19 protein-coding genes are annotated in these 21,455 nt (G+C 72.7%); 10 read left to right on the plus strand and 9 right to left on the minus strand.

Annotation, left to right across the window (positions count from 1 at the left end):
- The first annotated feature begins 234 nt into the window (after nucleotides 1-234).
- Complete coding sequence (locus ACZ7G3_RS11090; RefSeq protein WP_470924807.1) at nucleotides 235-945, plus strand: antibiotic biosynthesis monooxygenase family protein; 711 nt, start codon at nucleotides 235-237, stop codon at nucleotides 943-945.
- A 22-nt stretch (nucleotides 946-967) separates the two neighbouring features.
- Here ACZ7G3_RS11090 and ACZ7G3_RS11095 read toward each other — a convergent pair whose 3' ends face one another.
- Nucleotides 968-2,797 carry an endonuclease/exonuclease/phosphatase family protein gene (locus tag ACZ7G3_RS11095; protein WP_470924809.1) on the minus strand — a complete coding sequence of 610 codons (1,830 nt, stop codon included), beginning with the start codon at nucleotides 2,795-2,797 and terminating at the stop codon, nucleotides 968-970.
- A 316-nt stretch (nucleotides 2,798-3,113) separates the two neighbouring features.
- Here ACZ7G3_RS11095 and ACZ7G3_RS11100 point away from each other — a divergent pair, with 316 nt between their 5' ends.
- From ACZ7G3_RS11100 to ACZ7G3_RS11110, 3 genes are all read left to right on the plus strand, one after another.
- Nucleotides 3,114-4,541 (plus strand): hypothetical protein, encoded by a 1,428-nt coding sequence (locus ACZ7G3_RS11100; protein WP_470924811.1) that lies wholly within the window; start codon nucleotides 3,114-3,116, stop codon nucleotides 4,539-4,541.
- Between the two features lie 220 nt (nucleotides 4,542-4,761).
- Nucleotides 4,762-6,231, plus strand: a complete 1,470-nt coding sequence (locus tag ACZ7G3_RS11105) for an alkaline phosphatase PhoX (protein WP_426599564.1) — start codon at nucleotides 4,762-4,764, stop codon at nucleotides 6,229-6,231.
- A 143-nt stretch (nucleotides 6,232-6,374) separates the two neighbouring features.
- A complete protein-coding gene (locus ACZ7G3_RS11110; protein WP_470924812.1) occupies nucleotides 6,375-6,947 on the plus strand; it encodes a TetR/AcrR family transcriptional regulator in 573 nt (190 codons plus the stop codon).
- 49 nt (nucleotides 6,948-6,996) lie between these two features.
- On the opposite strand, the gene ACZ7G3_RS11115 is transcribed toward ACZ7G3_RS11110, so the two are convergent.
- From ACZ7G3_RS11115 to ACZ7G3_RS11145, 7 genes are all read right to left on the minus strand, one after another.
- Nucleotides 6,997-8,223, minus strand: coding sequence for a TerD family protein (locus tag ACZ7G3_RS11115; protein ID WP_470924957.1), 1,227 nt, complete (start codon nucleotides 8,221-8,223; stop codon nucleotides 6,997-6,999).
- Between the two features lie 155 nt (nucleotides 8,224-8,378).
- Nucleotides 8,379-9,368, minus strand: coding sequence for a zinc-dependent alcohol dehydrogenase family protein (locus ACZ7G3_RS11120; protein ID WP_470924813.1), 990 nt, complete (start codon nucleotides 9,366-9,368; stop codon nucleotides 8,379-8,381).
- Complete coding sequence (locus ACZ7G3_RS11125; protein WP_470924814.1) at nucleotides 9,365-10,249, minus strand: carbohydrate ABC transporter permease; 885 nt, start codon at nucleotides 10,247-10,249, stop codon at nucleotides 9,365-9,367. Before ACZ7G3_RS11125 ends, ACZ7G3_RS11120 begins: the two co-directional genes overlap by 4 nt.
- A complete protein-coding gene (locus ACZ7G3_RS11130) occupies nucleotides 10,246-11,190 on the minus strand; it encodes a carbohydrate ABC transporter permease (RefSeq protein ID WP_470924816.1) in 945 nt (314 codons plus the stop codon). The genes ACZ7G3_RS11125 and ACZ7G3_RS11130 overlap by 4 nt, the downstream gene beginning before the upstream one ends.
- Nucleotides 11,187-12,557, minus strand: coding sequence for an ABC transporter substrate-binding protein (locus ACZ7G3_RS11135; RefSeq protein WP_470924818.1), 1,371 nt, complete (start codon nucleotides 12,555-12,557; stop codon nucleotides 11,187-11,189). Before ACZ7G3_RS11135 ends, ACZ7G3_RS11130 begins: the two co-directional genes overlap by 4 nt.
- A gap of 78 nt (nucleotides 12,558-12,635) precedes the next feature.
- Nucleotides 12,636-13,406: a DeoR/GlpR family DNA-binding transcription regulator gene (locus ACZ7G3_RS11140; RefSeq protein WP_426599558.1), complete on the minus strand. Its 771-nt coding sequence runs from the start codon at nucleotides 13,404-13,406 to the stop codon at nucleotides 12,636-12,638.
- 272 nt (nucleotides 13,407-13,678) lie between these two features.
- On the minus strand, nucleotides 13,679-14,488 hold the full coding sequence (locus ACZ7G3_RS11145; protein WP_470924820.1) for an NAD-dependent epimerase/dehydratase family protein: 810 nt from the start codon (nucleotides 14,486-14,488) through the stop codon (nucleotides 13,679-13,681).
- 271 nt (nucleotides 14,489-14,759) lie between these two features.
- Between ACZ7G3_RS11145 and ACZ7G3_RS11150 the strand changes: the two genes are divergently transcribed.
- A complete protein-coding gene (locus tag ACZ7G3_RS11150) occupies nucleotides 14,760-15,731 on the plus strand; it encodes a 5-dehydro-4-deoxyglucarate dehydratase (RefSeq protein ID WP_426599556.1) in 972 nt (323 codons plus the stop codon).
- The gene (locus ACZ7G3_RS11155) at nucleotides 15,728-16,897 is read left to right on the plus strand and encodes a hypothetical protein (protein WP_426599555.1); all 1,170 of its coding nucleotides are present in this window, start codon (nucleotides 15,728-15,730) and stop codon (nucleotides 16,895-16,897) included. Before ACZ7G3_RS11150 ends, ACZ7G3_RS11155 begins: the two co-directional genes overlap by 4 nt.
- Before the next feature lie 37 nt (nucleotides 16,898-16,934).
- Here the strand turns inward: ACZ7G3_RS11155 and ACZ7G3_RS11160 are convergent, their stop codons facing one another.
- On the minus strand, nucleotides 16,935-17,126 hold the full coding sequence (locus ACZ7G3_RS11160; protein ID WP_470924822.1) for a hypothetical protein: 192 nt from the start codon (nucleotides 17,124-17,126) through the stop codon (nucleotides 16,935-16,937).
- A gap of 139 nt (nucleotides 17,127-17,265) precedes the next feature.
- On the opposite strand from ACZ7G3_RS11160, the gene ACZ7G3_RS11165 reads away from it, so the two are divergent.
- The 4 genes from ACZ7G3_RS11165 (at nucleotide 17,266) to araD (ending at nucleotide 21,358) form a co-directional block, all read left to right on the plus strand.
- Nucleotides 17,266-17,862, plus strand: a complete 597-nt coding sequence (locus ACZ7G3_RS11165; RefSeq protein WP_470924824.1) for a TIGR03086 family metal-binding protein — start codon at nucleotides 17,266-17,268, stop codon at nucleotides 17,860-17,862.
- Between the two features lie 177 nt (nucleotides 17,863-18,039).
- Nucleotides 18,040-18,708, plus strand: coding sequence for a GntR family transcriptional regulator (locus ACZ7G3_RS11170; protein ID WP_426599553.1), 669 nt, complete (start codon nucleotides 18,040-18,042; stop codon nucleotides 18,706-18,708).
- Nucleotides 18,705-19,613, plus strand: coding sequence for a dihydrodipicolinate synthase family protein (locus ACZ7G3_RS11175; RefSeq protein ID WP_426599552.1), 909 nt, complete (start codon nucleotides 18,705-18,707; stop codon nucleotides 19,611-19,613). The genes ACZ7G3_RS11170 and ACZ7G3_RS11175 overlap by 4 nt, the downstream gene beginning before the upstream one ends.
- Entirely contained in the window at nucleotides 19,610-21,358 is a 1,749-nt protein-coding gene (gene araD / locus ACZ7G3_RS11180; protein WP_470924826.1) for an L-arabinonate dehydratase, read from the plus strand. Before ACZ7G3_RS11175 ends, araD begins: the two co-directional genes overlap by 4 nt.
- Nucleotides 21,359-21,455: the final 97 nt, after the last annotated feature.

Genomic DNA, 21,455 nt, shown 5'->3' on the forward strand with positions numbered 1-21,455 from the left:
CCCCATGCGAGCGCGGAGAGGGCGCGGAGCAACCCGGCTGCTGTCCCCCCCCCCCCCCCCCCCCTCCCCCCCCCCCCCCCCCCCCCCCCCCCCGTACCGGTACCGGAGCGGCCCCGGCGGGCACTTGACCTCGATCTCGGCTTGACCTCAACCTTGGTCGAGGCCAAAGGGTGGTGCGTGCACCCGGAACGCACCCGGCGTGCACCCGACGACCACCGAGCAGTGGAGGCCGGCATGACCCGCCGTACCGACGCACACCCCGAACTCGTCCGCCCGGACGTCCAGGCCCCCTTCTTCAGCACCTGGCGGGTGGGCACCCCCGAGCGGCAGCGGCAGACCGTCGACGCCATCGCCCGTACCTGGGAGCGCCGCCCCTGGCCCGCCGACGACCTGCTCGGCTACCACGTCTACACCGGCCACGACGGCAGCACCCTGCTGCACCACTCGCAGTGGGCGAGCGAGCAGGCCTACGAGTCCTTCGTCAAGACGCACCGGCAGGAACGCGTCGACGAGATCGACACCGCCGTGCCGGGCATCGAGCGGCTGGGACTCGGCCGGTACCGGCGCTACCGCAGCGCCACCCGCGCCGACAACGGGACGGCGCCCGTCCCGGGGTGCATCGTGATCGTCGACGTCGAGTTCGAGGGGCCCGACCCCGAGCGGCAGCGCGCATGGGTCGACGCCGTCCTCGAGGCCCTGGAGAGCGAGCCGGAGCCGCACCCCGGCGGCATCTCCGCCCACTTCCACCTCAGCACCGACGGCACCCGCGTCCTCAACTACGCCGAGTGGGAGAGCGCCCAGGCCCACATCGACGCCCTCGCCGCACCGGGCGACGGCGTCGGTTCGGGATCGGACCTGTGGAAGCGGGTGCAGAACTGGCCGGGCATGACCAGCGGCGGCGGGGTCAGCCGGTACGACCACGCCCTCGGCCTGGTGCCCCGCTGAACCCGCCCCCACCGGCGGTCGGTCACGGACGGAACCGCAGCACCTGAGGGTCGTGGTCGCTGATCTGGTCGTGGAACTCGGCGTTGACGTGCACGCTGTCGTACGACAGGTGTCCGCCGCGCCGGATCGACGGGCTGACCAGGATCTGGTCGAGGACCTGGCTGTTGCCCTGGTAGACGTACGAGTAACGCTCACTGCGCGGCAGCGACTTGACCGCCGACCACAGGGCGCCGTCGTCCTCCAGGATGCGGGTGGTCCTCGAGAACTCGAAGTCGTTGATGTCGCCGAGGACGACGACGTCGGCGTTCTTCTGGGTGGCGAGGACGTCCTTGACGAACGTGTTCACGGCCTTCGCCTGGAGGTGGCGCTGCGTCTCCGAGCCGCGCGACGGCGGCTGGTACTGGGCGGTCAGACCCTGGTCGCCGCCCTTGGAGTTGAAGTGGTTGGCGATGACCAGGACCGTCCGGCCGCGGAAGACGAACTCGCCGGCCAGCGGCTTGCGGCTGTCCTCCCAGGCGGGGTTCGCCGGGTCCACGCGGCCGGGGGAGTGGGTGAGCGCCGCCTTGCCCCGCACCTTCGTCACCCCGGTCGCGGTGGTCGCGTCGCCGGCCCCGCGGTCGGTGAAGGAGACCCGCTCCGGGTTGAACAGGAACGCCGCGCGGATGTTGCCGCCGGGCTGGCCGCCGTCCTCGCCGTCCACCGGGTCGATGCCCCGCCAGTCGTAGCGCGGGCCGCCCGCCGCTACGATCGCGTCGATCAGCTTGCCGACCGTCGCGTCGGCGGCCACCGTGCCGTCGTCCGTGGCGCCGTTGTTGTCCTGGATCTCCTCCAGGGACACGATGTCGGGCGACGCGAGGTTGTGCACGATCGCCTCGGCGTGCGCGGCGAAGGTGCCGTCGGACGGGTCGAGGTTCTCGACGTTGTACGTCGCCACCGCCAGCTCGCGGCTGCTCTGCCGGCGCGTCGTCTCGCGCTCCAGGCCCCCGCTCTCCAGGGTGCCGATCTCGCTCGCGACCAGCGTGTAGCCGCCGTACTGGTTGTAGTCCAGCGGGCCCGCGGTGGTGCCGGCGAGGGTGTCGCCCACGTGGGCGTCGGGGAAGTCGGCCGGCTTGCCCAGGGACTGGATCTGGAGGCGGCCGGTGTTCTGGGAGTCGTAGGAGCCGTACACCGTGCCGCCGCGGCGGTTGGCGTTCTCCCAGGGCTTCACCGTGACCCACAGCTCGGTGTACGGGTCGGTCGCGCCGGCCACGCGGGCGTCGGCGACGCGGACGTTCATGCCCTCCAGGGACTCGTAGAGGTCCAGGGCGTACTTCTCCGGCCGCAGCGTCAGGCCGTTGACCGAGCCGTTCGCGGCCGCGTCGCCCTCGGGGGCGTACGCGCGCGGCACGGACCGGGCGGAGACGGTCGTCGCGGCCGGGACCTCGTTGCCGCTGGAGACGACCGTGAAGGCCGGGCGGGTGATCTCGGTCAGCGACTGGTTCCCGGAGGAGGTGCCGCCCGGGACGTACTCCGAGACCGTGCCGGACACGGTGACCGCGTCACCGACGGCGACGCCCTTCGGGGTGGAGCCGGTGAAGACGAAGACGCCCTCGCTGGTGGCCGGGTCGGCGTCCGGCCGCGGATCCTGGATCCAGAAGCCTCTGGAGGAGCCGTAGCCGCGGACACCGGTGACGATTCCGGCCACGTCGGTGACCTGCTGGCCGGCGTACGGCGACAGCCGGGTGCTGCCCTGGATGTCGTGCACGCGCACGGAGTCGGCGTGCGCGGGCGAGGTGAGGACGACCGTGGACGCCGCCGAGCAGACGGCGGCGACGGTGAGCGCGGCGAGGCGCGTGGAGGACTTGCTGGCCAACGTGATCCCTCCGGGGACGTGACGGAGCGCCGGGACGAGGGTGGGGCGATGGAACGGGGGTGGGCGCGACGGAACGAGGGTGTGACGCGAGGGGCCGCAGCGCACACGTGGACCTGAGTGAACACTTGTCCCCCCACTTCTACGCGCGTCAATCTCCTGCCTGGCCAGTCCCGTTGTCAAGGTTTCGGCCATGTACTCCACCCGTCGGGGAGATGAACCGGGCGGCATGGGTGGAAACCCGTCTAGGCTGAGCTGTTGAGCCGTACGGCGTCCGGACGGCCGTACGGTGATCAAGGCGCGCGAGGAGAAACAGCCGATGTCAGACCGCTCCACCCTGCCGCCCGCACGGCTGCGTCCCGAGGCGGAGCTGGCCCGCGACGCGCTGTCCGCGCCGGTGCTCTCCCGGGCCGCCCGGCTCGCCCGCTGGGCCGGCCCGGACACCCGCGTCGACGCCGGGGGCGGACTCGTCGAGGAGCAGTTGCCGGCGGCGGCCGAAGAGCTCGGGCTGAGCGGGGAGGACGCCGCGGCGTACGCGAGCGAGGCGTGGCGGATCGCCGTGGACACCGGGCTCGTCGAGGTCACCGACGAGGAGACGGGCACCGTCGCGACGGGCGAGGACCTCGCCCTGCTCACCGGCGGCTCCCCGCAGGACGTGCTCGGGCTGTGGCTCACCGCCCTGGAGGCGGTGCTCGCCGACGCGAGCGTGCCCGACCTCGACGACCTGGTCGACGCGATGGCCGAGGGCGGCGAGGTCGACCTGTCGTCCCTCGACTGGAACCCGGAGGCCGAGGCGGAGTTCCTCGACGGCGTGCTCGGCAACCTCTACCTGCTCACCGCCGGCGAGGACCGCCCCGGTGACGCCGCGGTGCCGCTGCCCGCGCTGGCCGCGTCCGTGATCGTGCCCGACGACATGGGCGAGCCCACCAACGACGTGCTGGAGCAGGTGTCCGACGCGATGATGCGGCTGGACGACCAGTTCCGGCTGCTGGAGCCCATCGGCCTCGTCGAGTACCAGCCGGTCGACGAGGCCCTGATGGCCGACGCGGACGAGGAGCCCGCGGCCCCCGTGGACGAGGCCGACGTCGCCCGCTACGGCATGGTGCGGCTCACCCCGCTCGGCCTGTACGGACTGCGCGCCCGGCTGCTGGAGGCCGGCTTCGACGCCCCCGCCGTCGGCGACCTCGCCGACAAGGGCGCCGACGTCCTGCTCGACGCCACGGCCCCCTTCCCGCCGGCCGCCGCCCACGCCGAGACCGAGCTGTGGCTGGCCGGCCGGAGTCCGCTCGCCGCGGCCCGCGAACTGCTGGCGGCGGCCCGCGGGACGGACACCGGCGCGCCCCTGCGCCGGCTGCGCTGCCAGCAGGCGCTGTCCCTGGTCGGCGCCGAGGCGGAGCCCGCGCTGCGGGAGGTCCTCGACGACGGCGAGCTGGGCGGCCTCGCCCGGGTCTGGCTGACCGAGCACGGCGCCCGGGACGTGCCGGCCCCGCCGCAGGAGATGGTCTTCTGGCTGACCATCGACACCGTGGCCGCACAGCTCGCGGCCGAGGGCAACTCCGAGGAACTGCGCGCCCTGGTGGAGGGCCTGGCCCGGCAGCACGGCGGGTTCTTCGACACGGCCTGGCGGGTCGACCACCCGGCCACGCCGGACGTCCTGGAGGCGATGGGGCGGCTGCACCCCGACAAGAAGATCGCCAAGGAGGCGCGCAAGGCGGCGTTCAAGGCGCGGTCGCAGCACGGCGGCTGACGCCGGGCGGGGCGGGCCGTCGGGGAGGGGCCGGCGGCGCGGGCATCCACGCTCCCGTCCACGGGGCGCGTACGGGTCCGGTGCGCGCGTGGGGAGAGCTCTCCGCCAGTTCAACTCCCGTTCAGGCACGGGCGGGATTCCCGTTCAGACGTGGGCGGAACCGTGTCGCCGACCGAGGTCCGCCACCCTCCACGGCACGTCCACCGTCACAGGAGACACCATGTCGCTCACCCGCAGGGACTTCGCCAGCCGATCCGCGCTCACCGGCGCCACAGTCGTGCTGGCGGGCAGCGTCGGCTCCCTCGCCACCGCCCCGAACGCCCTCGCGTCCACGGACACCGAGAGCGCGGGGGAGGAGCACGGACGCGGCCACGGACATGGGCACGACCACGGCGGGGTCGGTTACGGACCGCTGATTCCCGACCCGGACGGCATCCTCGCCCTGCCCGCCGGCTTCCGGTACGAGATCATCACCTACTGCGGCCGGACCAAGCTCGAGTCGGGCGAGTACACCCCGTCCAACCACGACGGCACCGCCGCCTTCGACGGCCCGCGCGGCACCACCCTCCTGGTCAACAACCACGAACTCGGCGGCCACCGCGACGACTGGCCCCACCCCGTCCCGCTGACCGAGGGCCTCGTCTACGACCCGGCCGCCGCCGGAGGCTGCACCGTCGTCGAGGTCCGCCGCGGCGGCCATGTCGCCGAGTGGGTCGGCATCGCCGGTACCGCCACCAACTGCGCGGGCGGCAGCACCACCTGGGGCACCTGGCTGACCTGCGAGGAGACCGAGGACAAGGCCGGCGAGGAGGGGATGACCAAGGACCACGGCTACGTCTTCGAGGTCGACCCCGAGGACCGGCGCGCCAACCGCGACCCCAAGCCGATCAAGGCGCTGGGCCGCTACGCCCACGAGGCCGTGGTCATCGACCCCCGGCGCGGCCACGCGTACCTCACCGAGGACGCCTCCAACCCCAACGGACTCCTCTACCGCTGGGCCCCGCCGGAGGGCTTCCGGCACGGCCGCGGCCGGCTGCGCACCCTCGCCGACGACGCCGGCGTCCTCCAGGCGTTCAAGTGCTTCGACTCCGGCGGCAAGTTCGTCGACGACCTCTCCCGCGCGACGAAGACCGGCACCGTCTACGGCGTCGACTGGATCGACGTACCCGACCGCGACGCGAGGACCACCTCCGTGCGCAAGCAGTTCACCGACGGGCAGGTCACCCGCGCCCGCAAGCTGGAGGGCATGTGGTGGGCCGACGGCGGCGCGTACATCGTCTCCTCCTTCGCCCGTGACGAGAGCCCCGGCCGGCCGCACGACGGCCAGGTCTGGTTCTACGACCCGAGGCGCCGCACCCTCACCCTGAAGGTCCTCCTCGGCGTCAACCCCGACCCGTCGGCGGACGGCGCCTTCGACGGCCCCGACAACATCACCGTCTCCCCGTACGGCGGCATCGTCATCGCCGAGGACGGCGACGGAGTCCAGCACCTCTTCGGCGCCACCGACAGCGGACGCACCTACCCCATCGCCCGCAACGAACTGAACGTCGGCTCCGAAGACGAGCCCGAGTACAGCGAGTTCACCGGCGTCACCTTCTCGCCCGACGGCCGCACCCTGTACGCCAACATCCAGGACCCCGGCATCATGCTCGCCATCACGGGGCCGTGGAAGCGGCAGAAGCGCCGGTAACGCTTCGCCCGCCCGAGCGGTGGCCGCCCTCCTCCCGGTCGCCGCCCTCCGGACGGTTCCGCTGCTCGCCGCCCGGGAAGCCGACCGGCCCAGGCCGCGCGGTAGGGTGCGCGGAAGGTTGCCTGGTGGGCAGGAGTGACGGGATGGCGCAGGTCAGGGCCATGCGTGCGGACGCCCGGCGTAACCGTGAGCGGTTGCTCGTGGTGGCGGCACAGGCCTTCGCCGAGCACGGTGAGGGCGCCTCGCTGGACGACATCGCCAAGCGCGCCGGTGTCGGCGTCGGCACGCTGTACCGGCATTTTCCGACGCGGCAGGCGTTGCTGGAGGCCGCCTACCTGGAACGGATCGAGGCCATCGCGGCGCGTGCGGACGTCATCGCGGGGGAGCTGGCGCCGGGCGACGCCCTGGTCGCGTGGCTCGGCGAGCTCGCCGCCGGGATGCTCCAGGTGCGTGGGCTCAAGGCGCTGCTGGGCACGACCGTCACGGAGGGCGGCCCGGCGGCGGACCGGGCGTCGTGCGGCGACTGCGTCCGGGGCGCGGTGACGCGGTTGGTCAGGGCCGCGCAGGACGCGGGCACGCTGCGCGCGGACGTCGAGCCGATCGAGGTGCTGCGGCTGGCGCACGGGGTGGCGACGGCGGCCGAGTCGACGGAGGGGGAGCACGGGACGTCCGTCCGGCGGTACCTGTCGCTGATGTGGCAGGGGCTGCGGGCGTAGGCCGTCGGCGGGGCGTTCCCGGAGCCGGGGGCGCCCCGCCGACCGGCTGCTACAGCGCCTGGGCCGACGGCTTCACCATGCCCCGGACCGTGCGGGACTTGACGAAGTCGCCCATGGCGGTCATCTCCCACTCGCCGGAGTACTGACGGATCAGCTTCGCCATCATCACGCCGGTCTGCGGTTCGGCGCTGGTCAGGTCGAAGCGGACCAGTTCCTCACCGGTCGCGGCGTCCATGAGGCGGCAGTAGGCCTTGGCGACCTCCGTGAACTTCTGGCCGGAGAACGAGTTGACCGTGAAGACCAGGCCGCTGACCTCCTGCGGGATCCGGCCCAGGTCGACGGTGATCACCTCGTCGTCGCCGCCGCCCTCGCCGGTGAGGTTGTCCCCGGAGTGCTTGATCGCGCCGCCCACGATCTGGAGCTTGCCGAAGTAGCAGCTGTCGATGTGGTTGCGCTGCGGGCCGTACGCGATGACCGACGCGTCCAGGTCGATGTCCTTGCCGCGGTACGCCGGCTCCCAGCCGAGGCCCATCTTGACCTGGGAGAGCACCGGCCGGCCGCCCTTGACGAGGGAGACGGTCTGGTTCTTCTGGAGACTGACCCTGCCCTTGTCGAGGTTGATCTTGCCGGCGCCCGGGGCGGGGGCGGGCGGGGCGGCCGGTGCCGCCGGGGGAGCGGAGGGCATCGTCGGCGCGGCGGCGGGCGGCGGCGGGGTGGCCGCCTGGGACCGCTGCGGGGTCGGCGGGACGGCGGGCTGGGCGGCCGGGGCGGCCGGAGCGGCGGGCTCCTCCACCGAGACGCCGAAGTCCGTCGCGATGCCGGCGAGGCCGTTGGCGTAGCCCTGGCCGACCGCGCGGGCCTTCCAGACGCCGTTGCGCAGGTAGACCTCCACGATCACCAGTGCGGTCTCGGTGCCGAGCTGCGGGGGCGTGAAGGTGGCGAGGACGGAGTTGTCGTCCGCGTTGCGGATGGTGGCGGTCGGTTCGATGCCCTGGAAGGACTGCCCGGCGGCGTCCGGGCTGGCGGTGACGACGATCTTCTCGATGCCCGGCGGGACGGCGGAGGTGTCGACCACGATCGCGTCCGGGGCGGTGCCGCCGCCGGAGCGGTAGGTCACGCCCTGGCCGGTGGGCTGGTTGTAGAAGATGAAGTCGTCGTCGGAGCGCACCTTGCCGTCGGCGGTGAGCAGCAGGCCCGATACGTCGAGCCGCACGGGCGCGGCGACGTCCACCGTCACGCGGGCGGCGGAGAGGGGGATGTTCGAGCCGGGGGTCATAGCTGTCATGCCGGGTGAACGAGCGAGGCCGTTTTACCGTTCCCTTACCCGGGGGCCAATCGGGGAGCGCGGTGGTGGGGCGGCCGGCCCGGAGGGTCTCGCCCCCGCCGCCCCTTCCCTTCCCGTCCCCGGGGCTGCGCCCCCGGACCCCCGTGCTACGGCACGACGACGATCTTGCGGCCCACGCCCGCCGCGAACTGCTCCAGCGCCTGCGGGTAGCGGTCCAGTGCGATGCGGTCGCTGATGAAGACGTCCGGGTCCAGGACACCGTTCGCGAACAGCTCCGCCGCGCGCTCGTAGCTGTGCAGGACCGCCATCGAACCCGTGATGGTGATCTCCTGGTTGTAGATGCGGTACGGGTCGATCTGTACGCGCGTCGCGTAGTCGGCGACGCCGAACTGGAGGAAGGTGCCGGCCTTGGCGACCCGGTCCAGGCCGTCCTGGATCGCCGCCGCGTTGCCGGTGGCGTCGATGACGAGGTCCCAGCCCTGGGGGCGGTCCAGTTCGTCGGGGGTCGCGGCGGAGGCCGAGACGCCGAGGCCGCGGGCGGTCTCCAGGCGGGCCGGGTTGAGGTCCACCACGTCCACGCTGGCCGCGCCGGTCCGCTTGGCCAGCTCCAGCATCATCAGGCCCATCGTGCCGGAGCCGTAGATCAGGACGTGGGCGCCGAGGCGGGACTGGAGGACGTCGTAGCCGCGGACCGCGCAGGAGAGCGGTTCGATCAGGGCGGCGTCCTGGGTGCGTACGTGCTCGGGGAGCTTCACGCAGTTCGCGACCGGTGCGACCGCGTACTGTGCCGCGCCGCCCGCCGTCGTCACGCCGATGGCCGCCCAGCGTTCGCAGAGGTTGTTGTGGCCGGTGCGGCAGTAGCGGCACTCGTAGCAGTACAGGGACGGGTCCACCGCGACCTGGTCGCCGACGGCCACCTCCGTGACCTGGGCGCCGACACCGACCACCTCGCCGGCGAACTCGTGGCCGGGCACGATCGGGAGCTTGGGCGCGAACTCGCCCTGGAGGATGTGCAGGTCGGTGCCGCACAGGCCGCAGGCGGCGACCTCGACGACGACCTCGCGCGGCCCTGGCGTCGGGTCCGGGACCTCGGTGACGACGGCACGGCCCACGGACTCGATGACGGCGGCCTTCATTTCACGGCTCCCAACGACAGGCCCTGGACCAGTTTGTCCTGGGCGGCGAACCCCGCGGCGAGCACCGGCAGGGAGATGACGAGCGACGCGGCGCAGACCTTGGCCAGGAAGAGGCCCTGGCTGGTGATGAAGCCGGTCAGGAAGACGGGGGCGGTCTCGGCGACCACGCCCGTCAGCACCCGGGCGAAGAGCAGTTCGTTCCAGCTGAAGATGAAGCAGATGAGCGACGTGGCGGCGATGCCCGGCAGGGCGATGGGCGCGACCACCTTCGCCAGGATCGTCGGCAGCTTCGCGCCGTCCACGCGGGCCGCCTCGATGATCGCGACCGGGACCTCGGCCAGGAAGGACTGCATCATCCAGACCGCGATCGGCAGGTTCATGGAGGTGTAGAGGATGACCAGCAGCCAGATGTTGTCCAGCAGGTCCGTGTTCTTGGCGAACAGGTAGATCGGCAGCAGGCCGGCCACCACCGGCAGCATCTTGGTGGAGAGGAAGAAGAACAGGACGTCCGTCCACTTCTTCACCGGGCGGATGGAGAGCGCGTACGCGGCGGGGAGGGCCAGGACCAGGACGAAGAGGGTGGAGGCGACCGACGCCACCGCCGAGTTGATCAGCGCGGGCCAGGGGCTCGCGCCGCCGCCCGCGCCGAAGAACTCGCGGTACCCGTCGAGCGTCAGCGACGCCGCGAAGGACGGCGGGTTGGTGGCCGCGTCCTCCTCTGAGTGGAAGGAGGTGAGCGCCATCCAGGCGATCGGCAGGAAGAAGACGATTCCGGCCAGCCAGGCCACCAGGCCCAGGCCGGCACCTGCCTTGCGGCGGGCTCGTCCGGGCTTGGCCCCGGTGGTGCCGGTGGCGGCGGGTCGTACGGCGGTGGCGCTCATGCGCGGCCGGCCTCCTCACGGAACAGGGACGACACCACGCGCAGCGCGAAGGTGGCGATGACGATCGAGCCGATGACGACCAGGACGCCCGCGGCCGAGGCGAGGCCGTTCTCGTGGGCCTGGTAGAAGCTCTGGTAGACGGTGTAGGGCAGGTTGGCCGTGCCCAGGCCGCCGGACGTGATGGTGAAGACCGCGTCGAAGTTCTGCACGATGTAGATCGAGCCGAGCAGGGCGCCGAGTTCCAGGTAGCGGCGCAGGTGGGGCAGGGTGAGGTGGACGAAGATCTGCCAGTCGCTCGCGCCGTCCACCCGGGCGGCCTCGATCTGCTGCTGGTCGCGGCTCTGCAGGCCGGCGAGCAGGATCAGCATCATGAAGGGCGTCCACTGCCACACCAGCGCGGCCTCCACCGCGAGCAGCGGGGTGTTGGAGATCCAGTCCGGTTGCGGGCCGCCGACGTAGTGCAGCAGGCCGTTGAGCAGGCCGTACTCGGGGTTGTACAGGACGTGCTTCCACAGCAGTGCCGCCGCCACCGGTACGACGAGGAACGGGGCGATCAGCAGGGTGCGGACCACGCCCCGGCCCTTGAACCTGCGGTCCAGCAGCAGGGCGAGGGCCAGACCGAGGACCAGGCTGGCCAGGACCACGGCCACCGTCAGCAGGATCGTCGTCCACACCGACTTGCGCAGGGCCGGGTCGCCGAGGACGTCGCCGTAGTTGGCGAAGCCGGTGAAGTGCCGGGCGTCCGGGTAGAGGGAGTTCCAGTCGAAGAAGGAGATCACCAGGGTGGCCACGAAGGGCAGCTGGGTGACCGCGATCATGAAGATCAGGGCGGGGAGGAGGGGGGCCCGGGTGGCCCAGGCCCGCAGCCGGGAGGACGGCGGCCGGACGGTGGGGCGGGCGTGGTCGGGTGCGGCCGAGGGGGCCGTTGTCGTGGCGGTCATCGTCCCTCGTACTCCTCGGAGATCTTCTCGGCGAGCTGCTGGGACTTCTTCAGGGCCTCCTCGACGGACTGGCGTCCGGCGATGGCCGCGCTGATCTCCTGGGAGACCTTGGTGCCGAGGTCGGTGAACTCGGGGATGCCGACGAACTGGATGCCGGGTGCGGGGCGCGGCTGCACGCCGGGGTCGTTCGGCCTGGCGCCCTCGATGGCCTCGCGGGTCATCTCCTGGAAGGCGGCGGCCTCCGCGCGGTAGGCGGGGTTCTCGTACGTGGAAGCGCGCTTGCCGGCGGGGACGTCGGACCAGCCGATCTCGTCGCCGACGAGCTGCTCGTACTCCTTGCCGGAGGCCCACGAGACGAACTGCCAGGCCTTGTCGGCGTTGCGCGAGGCCTTCTGGATGCCCCAGGCCCAGGTGTAGAGCCAGCCCGCGGAGTCGGTCTTCTCCACGGGGGCGGGCGCGTAGCCCATCTTGCCCTTGACGGGGGAGTTCGCCGACTCCAGGGAGCCGGCCGCGGAGGTGGCGTCGTACCACATGGCGACGTTGCCCTGGGTCATGTTGTTCAGGCACTCGGCGAAGCCGGACTGGGCGGCGCCGGACTGGCCGTGCTCGCGGACCAGGTCGACATAGAACTTCGTCGCCTTCTCCCACTCGGGGGAGTCCAGCCGCGCCTGCCAGTCCTGGTCGAACCAGGTGCCGCCGAAGGTGTTCACGACCGTCGTCAGGGGTGCCATCAGCTCGCCCCAGCCGGGCAGGCCGCGCAGGCAGATGCCCTTCATGTCGGGCTCGGCCCCGTCGAGTTCGGCGGCGAGCTCGGCCACCTGGGTCCAGGTGGGGTGCTCGGGCATCGTCAGGCCCTCTTCTTCGAACACGTCCTTGCGGTACATCAGGAAGGACGATTCGCCGTAGAAGGGCTGGCCGTAGAGTTTGCCGTCGTCGCCGGTGAGGGACTCGCGCATCGGCCCCAGGACGTCCTTCTCGTCGTACGCCGGATCCTCGGCGACGTAGGAGTCCATCGGTCGCAGCCACTCGTTGCGGGCGTAGATCGGGATCTCGTAGTTGGAGAGGGTGGCGACGTCGTACTGGCCGGCCTGGTTGGCGAAGTCCTGGCTGATCTTGTCGCGGACGTCGTTCTCCGGCAGGACGGTGAAGTTCACCTTGATGCCGGTCTCTTCGGTGAAGTGGTCCGCGGTGAGTTTCTGCAGCTGGACCATCTGCGGGTTGTTGACCATCAGGACGTTGATGGCGTCGCCGCCGGATCCGGCCCCGCCCGCCCCGACCCAGCAGCCGGAGAGCAGCGGGGCGAGCAGCGTCCCTGCGGCGGCCGTGGCGAGCGTGGCTCGCGGCCTCCGTCGGCTCTGGGTTCGCATGGATCGCTCCTGAACATATGGGGAGGTATGGGGCAAGGGAGGGCGTGCGGATGGCCTGCGGGGAGGCGAGTCGGTTTCTCAGACGCGGATGACCTGCGGCCCGAGCAGGGAGTAGCGGTGGGCCTCGGCCGTCGGCAGCAGTGTGCTGGTGACGATCGCCTCCAGGGCGCCGACCTCCGCGAACCGGCAGAAGCTGACCGCCCCGAACTTGGTGTGCGTGCCCGCGAAGACGGTGCGGCGGGCGGCGCGGATCGCCTGGGTCTTGACCTCGCTGACCGCCGGGTCGGGGGTGGTGAGGCCGTGTTCGCGGGAGATGCCGTTGGCGCCGATGTACGCCAGGTCGATGACGAAGCCGGCCAGCATCTTCGTCGTCCAGTGGTCGACGGTGGCCAGGGTGCCCGGGCGGACCCGGCCGCCGAGCAGCAGGACGGAGGTGTCACCAGCCTCGGCGAGCGCGCCGGCGACCGGCAGGGACGCGGTGACCACGGTCAGCGGCCGGTCCCGGGGCAGGGCCTCGGCGATGAGCCGGGGGGTGAAGCCCTCGTCGACGAAGACCGTCTCCGCGTCGCCGAGCAGTTCGGCCGCCGCGGCGGCGATCCGGCGTTTCTCGGGCACGTGGCTGGTGGCGCGGAACTCCAGGGTGGTCTCGAAGCCGGCACTCTCCACCGGGTAGGCGCCGCCGTGGGTGCGGCGGACCAGGCCGTGGTCCTCCAGGGCGCGCAGATCCCGGCGTACGGTCTCCTTGGCGACGCCCAGGTCGGCGGCGAGCGCGGTGACGTCGACCGAGCCGGTGGCGCGGGCGATGCGTACGATCTCGCGCTGGCGCTCTTCCGCCGTCCTCGTGCTCATGCCGAACACCTGCCTCACCGCCTCGTGTGCCGCGTCCTTGCCCGTTCGGGCCGGTGCGGCCCTTGGGGGAAGTTCTACAGCGGCCGTGCGGCACTGACCAGGCCTGTTGCGGACCCGATACTGCCCGGTTGTGCCCGTTCCGGTCGCCGGGTGCCCGTCGCGGACCTGGGAGGCGGCCGTGCGGAGGGTGGGAACGGGCAGGGCGGATGCCCGGATACGGGAGCGGGCGGGCCCGTTCGGTGCCCGCCCGCCTGGTGATCGACCGGTTCCGGTCAGTACGGCCAGATCGGGGGGTCGGTCACGAAGTGGCCGCCGAGGCGGGCGTGCGCCGGGTTGTCCGGGTCGAGGTCGCCCTGTTCGGCGATGAGCTTGGCGGCGTACGGCTCGGAGTCGTCCTGCGGTGCGTAACCGAGCGCCCGCGCGGAGGTGAGGTCCCACCACAGGCGGGTGTTGGCGGAGGAGCCGTGGACGACGGTGTGCCCGACGTTCTCGGCGGTCAGCGCGGCGTGGAGGAGGCGGGCGCCGTCGGCGGGGCTCATCCACACCGAGAGCATGCGCACGCTGGTCGGCTCGGGGAAGCAGGAGCCGATGCGGACCGAGACGGTCTCCAGGCCGTGCTTGTCCCAGTAGAGCTGGGCGAGGTCCTCGCCGAAGCACTTGGACAGGCCGTAGAAGGTGTCCGGGCGGCGCGGCGTGTCGACCGGGATGAGCGGGTCGTCGCCCTGGGGGCGCGGGGTGTAGCCGACGGCGTGGTTGGAGGAGGCGAAGACGATGCGTCCGACGCCTTCCTCGCGGGCGGCCTCGTAGAGGTTGTAGGTCCCCTCGATGTTGGCCTTCAGGATCTTCTCGAACGAGGCTTCCAGGGAGATGCCCGCGAGGTGGATGATCGCGTCGACGCCCCGGACCGCCTCCCGCACGGCCGTCCGGTCGGCGAGGTCGGCGACGATCGCGTCCGGCTCGCCCTCGACCGGGCGCAGGTCGAGCAGGCGCAGCTCGTAGCCGAGGTCGGGGAGCAGGTCCCGCATCAGGGTGCCGAGGCCGCCGGCGGCGCCGGTGAGCAGGACGGTGCGGGGAGCGGGCATCCTCGGGACTCCTAGGTCTCCTGTGGGGCTGCTGGGTCTGCTGAACGTCTGCAGGTCCGCGAGGTCGGTGACCGTGCGTGGGGGCGCCTGCCGTTCATATGCGTGGACACGCTAAAGAACCGGTGGTGACGCGTCAAGGGGCCGCCTGCTTGACGGTGTTCGCGGGGCGGCTTAGCGTGGTCGCGTTCAGAAATATAGACGCAGATCACGAATGTGATGACGACCCTGCATGCCGACCCTGTCGGCCATGCACAAGAAATGGGGAGCGCCCGTGACCTCAGCCCCTCTCGCCGCCCGGCTCGCCGCCCCCAGCGGCCCGCTGTTCTTCCCCGTCACGCCGTACGGCCCCGGCGGCGAGGTCGACCTCGACGTCTACCGCACGCATGTGCGGCGCGGCGTCGAGGCCGGGGCCGCCGCCGTGTTCGCCTGCTGCGGCACCGGCGAGTTCCACGCGCTCACGCCCGAGGAGTTCCAGGCCTGCGTGCGGGCGGCCGTCGAGGAGACCGACGGGCGGGTGCCCGTCCTGGCGGGCGCGGGCTACGGCACCGCCCTCGCCGTGCGCTACGCCCGCCTCGCCGAGGAGGCCGGGGCCGACGGGCTGCTCGCCATGCCGCCGTACCTGGTCCTCGCCGGGCAGGAGGGGCTGCTGCGGCACTACCGGGAGGTGGCCGCCGCGTCCTCCCTGCCCGTGATCGTCTACCAGCGCGACAACGCCGTGTTCACCCCGGACAGCGTGGCCGAACTGGCCCGAACGGACGGGATCGTCGGCCTCAAGGACGGGCTCGGCGACCTCGACCTGATGCAGCGGATCATCAGCGCCGTGCGCACCGAGGTGCCCGGCGACGGCGAGGCGCCCGGAGGCGACGACTTCCTCTACTTCAACGGGCTGCCGACCGCCGAGCAGACCCAGCTCGCCTACCGCGCGCTCGGCGTCACCCTCTACTCGTCCGCCGCGTTCTGCTTCGCCCCCGAGATCGCCCTCGCCTTCCACCGGGCGCTCCGCTCGGACGACGAGGCCGTGGTGCACCGCCTGCTCGACGGCTTCTACCGGCCGTTCGTCGAACTGCGCGCCCAGGGCCGCGGGTACGCCGTCGCCCTGGTCAAGGCGGGCGTACGGCTGCGCGGCCTGGACGTGGGGGAGGTACGGCCGCCGCTGCAGGAGCCGACCGAGGACCACGTGAAGCGGCTCGCCCAGGTGATCGAGCGGGGTTACGCGGTGCTCGGCGAGGAGGGCGGCAAGTGAAGGCCTCCGCGTTCGTCTACCCCTGGGACGTCAACGGCGACCCGGAAGCGCCCGCGTTCATCGCGGGCACCGGCGTCGAGCAGGTGACGCTCGCCGCCGCCTACCACTCCACCCGCGCCCTCACCCCCCGCCACCCGCGCCACCGCGTCGTCACCGCCGAGTACGCCGCCGTCCTCTACCCGCCGGACGCCGCCCGTTGGGAGGGCCGCGAGCCGCGCCCGTACGAGGCCGGCGACTGGGCGCCCGGCGACGCCTGGGGCGAGGCCGCCGCCGCGCTCGCGGACGCCGGACTGGAGGTGCACACCTGGGTCGTCCTCGCCCACAGCTCCCGCCTCGGCGCCGAGCAGCCGCACACCTCCGTCGTCAACGCCTACGGCGACCGCTACCCCTGGGCGCCCTGCATCGCCCAGCCCGCCACGCGCGCCTACCTCACCGACCTGGCCGCCGAGGCCGCGGTGCGCCCCGGGGCACGCGGCACCGAACTGGAGTCCCTCGGCTGGTACGGGCTCGCCCACCTGCACGCCCACGACAAGACCGGTGGCGTCGGCCTCGGGGACGCCGGGCAGTACCTCATGTCGCTGTGCTTCTGCCCCCACTGCCGGGCGGGCTACGGCGGACAGGGCCTCGACCCCGACGAACTGGCCGCCGCCGTACGCGCCGCCCTTCAGCCGGTGTGGCGGGGCGCGGCGCCGTCGGACGGCGGCTGGGCGGGCGTGGAGAAGCTGCTCGGTGAGGCGCCGGCGAACGCCACGCGCGCGTGGCGGGACGACACCGCCCGCACCCTCCAGGAGGCGGCCGTCACGGCCGTGCGCGCCGCCGCGCCCGACGGCTTCCAGGTCCTGCTGCACGCCGACCCGGTGTCGTACCACTGCGGCGCCAACGCCGGCGTCGATCCCGCGCACATCCTGTCCGTCGCGGACGGCGTGGTCGTGCCCTGCACGGGCGGCGCGGGCCTGCTGACGCCGTTCGCCGAGCAGGACCGTGCCGGGGCCGTCCTCGCCGCCAACCTCACCGTGGTCTCCGGCATGGGGGGCCGGCCGGACACCCTCGCCGCGGACGCGGCACGGGCGCGTGAGCTGGGCGCGACGGAACTGCGGCTGTACCACGCGGGGCTGGCGTCGGACGGGGATCTGGAGGCGGTGCGGTCGGGGCTCGCGAAGGTGTGAACCGGCGGGCCCCGGGCGGCTCGGGCAGAGGGGCGGATCAGGCCGGCGCCGCGTCCGGGGCGGGCTCCGGGGCGCCACGTCCGGCGCCCGCCGAGGGCCGCCGGGCCGGCGCCCCCCTGGACACCACCATTCCGGCGAGATACAGGCCCGCGTTGCGGTCGCGCAGGACGCGGGCCTCGGGCCAGGGCCTCCACGTCGTCTTCCTCGTAGGTGCGGTCCTTGCCGTCATGCCTGGTCATCGTGGTCCTGAGGTGCCGGGGCGGGCATCGGGCAGATGCCTTGGGTGCGGGACCGGCGACCGATGAGTTTCGCGGCCGCGATCGGTCTGCCTCCATGGAGAGCCGGCCACGCGTCCTCGGGAGAAGCACATGAGCCACGACACCCCCGCCCTCGACCTCGGACCGCAGACGCGGATCCTGGCACGCCTCGCCGAGGGTGCCGGCGACGCGCGGCTCGCGGACCCGACCCCGTGCCCGGACCTGGCGGTCCGCAATCTGCTCGGTCATCTGACCGGCCTGGCCGTCGCCTTCCGCGACGCCGCGCGCAAGGACCTGGGCGTCACCACCGACACCGACCCCGGGGCGACCGTCCCGGACATCGGCGCCGGCTGGCGCGAGGAACTCGTGACGGTGCTCGGCGAACTCGCCGAGGCATGGCGCGTCCCGGACGCCTGGACCGGCATGACCCGGGCCGGCGGCGTCGATCTGCCCGGTGCCGTCGCCGGCGCCGTGGTGGCCGACGAGCTGGTGATCCACGGCTGGGACCTGGCCCGCGCGACCGGCCAGGAGTACCGCCCCGACCCGGCCGCCCTCCAGGCCGCGTACGGCCTTCTCGCCGCCGCCGAGGAGCCCGACCGGGACGTCGGCATGTTCGGACCCGTCGTCCCCGTCCCCGCCGACGCCCCGCTGCTGGACCGGGCGGTGGGACTGAGCGGGCGCGATCCGGGCTGGACGCGCCCCGCGTAGGCGCGGCGGCGCCGTCTCAACTTCCTTTGTCAGAACCATTGACGTGGCTTCGCGTCCCTCTTACCTTCAACGCGTCGTACTCCGTACGTCATATATGAGACGCGATACGCGAGATCGGATATCCCAGATCGGATGTCCGAGGTCCGCGCATCCGACGCGAGATTCCGAGAGGCGCGCATGACCTCTGTGCCCACGCCGATCCCCTCCCGCACGCAGTACGTGCTGGAGGAGATCAAACGCCGCATCCTCACCGGCCGGCTCACCCCCGGCCAGGCTCTGGTCGAGACCGACCTCGCCGCACAGTTCGGGGTCTCCAAGACACCGGTGCGCGAGGCGCTCAAGACGCTGGCCGGTACCGGACTGGTCGTGATGAGCCAGTACAAGGGCGTCACGGTGCGCATGGTGGACGCGGACATGGCACGCGAGGTCTACGACGTGCGGCTGCTCCTGGAGCCCGAGGCGCTCAAGCGCGCGGTGCGCCGGGGGGCCTCCCTGGACGCCGCCAGCGACGCCCTGACCCGGGCCGACCAGGCCACGGACACGGCCGAACGCTCCCTGGCCAACCGGGAGTTCCACCGCGCCCTGTACGTGCCCTGCGGAAACCCGCTGCTCGGCCGGATGCTCGACGAGGTCCGCGACCAGGCGGCCCTCGTCTCCGCCGTCGCCTGGGCCGCCGACCCCTCCTGGGAACGGGAGGCCGGCGAGCACCAGGAGATCCTGCGCCTCGCCCTCGCCGGTGACGCGGACGGCGCGGCACGCGCCCTGCACGCGCACATCGCGTCGTTCGTCGAGCGGGCCTTCCCCGAAACGGGAGCACAGGCCCAGGAAGAGGACGGTCAGGCATGACAGCGACGTTCGAGTCCCAGCGGGCGGCCCTGGCCGACGTGGTGGCGATCCCGGTGACCCCGTTCGCCGAGGACGGCTCCGTCGACCCCGCCACCTACCGGACCCTGCTGCGTCGTCTTCTCGACGGTGGCATCACGACCCTCACCCCCAACGGCAACACCGGCGAGTTCTACGCGCTCACCCCGGCCGAGCGCAGCCTCGTCACCGAGCTGACCGTCGAGGAGGCCGGCGACGGCGCGGCGATCCTGGTCGGCGTCGGCCACGACGTGCCGACCGCGGTCGCCTCCGCGGAGCACGCCCGCGACCTGGGCGCCACCATGGTGATGGTGCACCAGCCCGTCCACCCCTACGTCTCCCAGGGCGGCTGGGTCGACTACCACCGCGCCATCGCCGAGGCCGTGCCCGCGCTGGGCGTCGTGCCCTACATCCGCAACCCCCAGCTCACCGGCGCCCGCCTCGCCGAACTCGCCGACGCCTGCCCCAACGTCATCGGCGTGAAGTACGCCGTCCCGGACGCCGCCAGGTTCGCCGCCTTCGCCCGCGACGCCGGCCTCGACCGCTTCGTGTGGATCGCGGGGCTGGCCGAGCCGTACGCGCCCTCGTACTTCTCCGCCGGCGCCACCGGTTTCACCTCGGGACTGGTGAACGTCGCCCCGGCCGTCTCGCTGAACATGATCGAAGCGCTCCGGGCCGGCGACTACACGGCCGCCATGAAGGTCTGGGAGCAGATCCGCCGCTTCGAGGAACTGCGCGCCGCCAACGGCGCCGCCAACAACGTCACCGTGGTCAAGGAGGCCCTCGCCTCGCTGGGCCTGTGCCGCAGGGAGGTCCGCCCGCCGAGCAAGCCGCTGCCCGAGAGCGAGCGCGCCGAGGTCGCCGCCATCGCCGCGGGGTGGTCGATATGACGGGCGCGACAGGCGCGGCGGGCCGCAAGCGCCCCGAGGACCTCCGCAGCCACCAGTGGTACGGCACCGACGGCCTGCGCTCCTTCAGCCACCGGGCCCGCACCCGCCAGCTCGGCTACCTGCCCGAGGAGCACCTCGGCAAGCCCGTCATCGCGATCCTCAACACCTGGTCCGACATCAACCCCTGCCACGTCCACCTGCGCGACCGCGCCCAGGCGGTCAAGCGGGGCGTCTGGCAGGCGGGCGGCTTCCCGCTGGAGTTCCCGGTCTCCACGCTCAGCGAGACCTTCCAGAAGCCGACCCCGATGCTCTACCGCAACCTGCTCGCCATGGAGACCGAGGAGCTGCTGCGCTCCTACCCGGTCGACGGCGCCGTGCTGATGGGCGGCTGCGACAAGTCCACGCCCGCGCTGCTCATGGGCGCCGCCAGCGTCGACCTGCCCGCCGTGTTCGTGCCCGCCGGGCCGATGCTCCCCGGTCACTGGCGCGGCGAGACCCTCGGCTCCGGCACCGACATGTGGAAGTACTGGGACGACAAGCGGGCCGGCCTCATCGGCGACTGCGAGATGCAGGAGCTGGAGAGCGGCCTGGCGCGCTCGCCCGGCCACTGCATGACGATGGGTACGGCGTCCACGCTGACCGCCGCCGCCGAGGCCCTCGGCGTCACGGTCCCGGGCGCCTCCAGCATCCCGGCCGTCGACTCCGGACACGACCGGATGGCGGCGGCGGCCGGCCTGCGCATCGTCGAACTGGTCCACAAGGACCGGAAGCTGAGCGACATCCTCACCGCGGACGCCTTCGAGGACGCCGTCACCACGGTCCTCGGCCTCGGCGGCTCCACCAACGCCGTGATCCACCTGATCGCCATGGCCGGCCGCGCGGGCGTCACCCTCACCCTCGACGACTTCGACCGCGTCGCCCGCACGGTCCCGGTGCTGGCCAACGTCCGGCCCGGCGGCCAGACGTACCTGATGGAGGACTTCCACTTCGCCGGCGGCCTGCCCGGCTTCCTCTCCCGCATCCCGGACCTGCTCCACCTGGACCGGCCCACGGTGTCGCACGACACGATGCGGGAGCAGCTGGACGGCGCCCGCGTCCACAACGACGACGTCATCCGCCTCCGGGACAACCCCGTCGCGGACGAGGGCGGGGTCGCCGTCCTGCGCGGCAACCTCTGCCCCGACGGCGCCGTCATCAAGCACATCTCCGCCGAACCGCACCTGCTCAAGCACACCGGCCCCGCGGTCGTCTTCGACGACTACCGGACCATGCAGCGCACCATCAACGACCCGGCCCTGAACATCACCGCCGACAGCGTGCTGGTCCTGCGCAACGCCGGCCCCAAGGGCGGCCCGGGCATGCCCGAGTACGGGATGCTGCCCATCCCCGACCACCTGCTCAAGCAGGGGGTGCGGGACATGGTCCGGATCTCCGACGCCCGGATGAGCGGCACGAGTTACGGCGCGTGCGTGCTGCACGTGGCCCCCGAGTCGTACGTCGGCGGGCCCCTGGCCCTGGTGCGTACCGGCGACCCGATCACCCTCGACGTCGAGGCGCGCTCCCTCCAGTTGGGCGTGGACGACGAGGAGCTGGAACGCCGCAGGGCCGCGTGGACGCCGCCGCCCGCCCGCTACGAACGCGGCTACGGCGCCCTCTACAACGAACAGATCACCCAGGCCGACACCGGCTGCGACTTCGAGTTCCTGGCCCGCCCGGGCAAGGTGCAGGACCCGTACGCCGGCTGAACCGCACACCGACCGCAGGACCGCGCACACCCCTGCACCCGGAGAAAGCGCTTCCCGAACGAACCGCGCACCACCCACGCATGACGCACCAGAACGG

This window comes from Streptomyces sp. NPDC037271 (genome assembly GCF_055603605.1).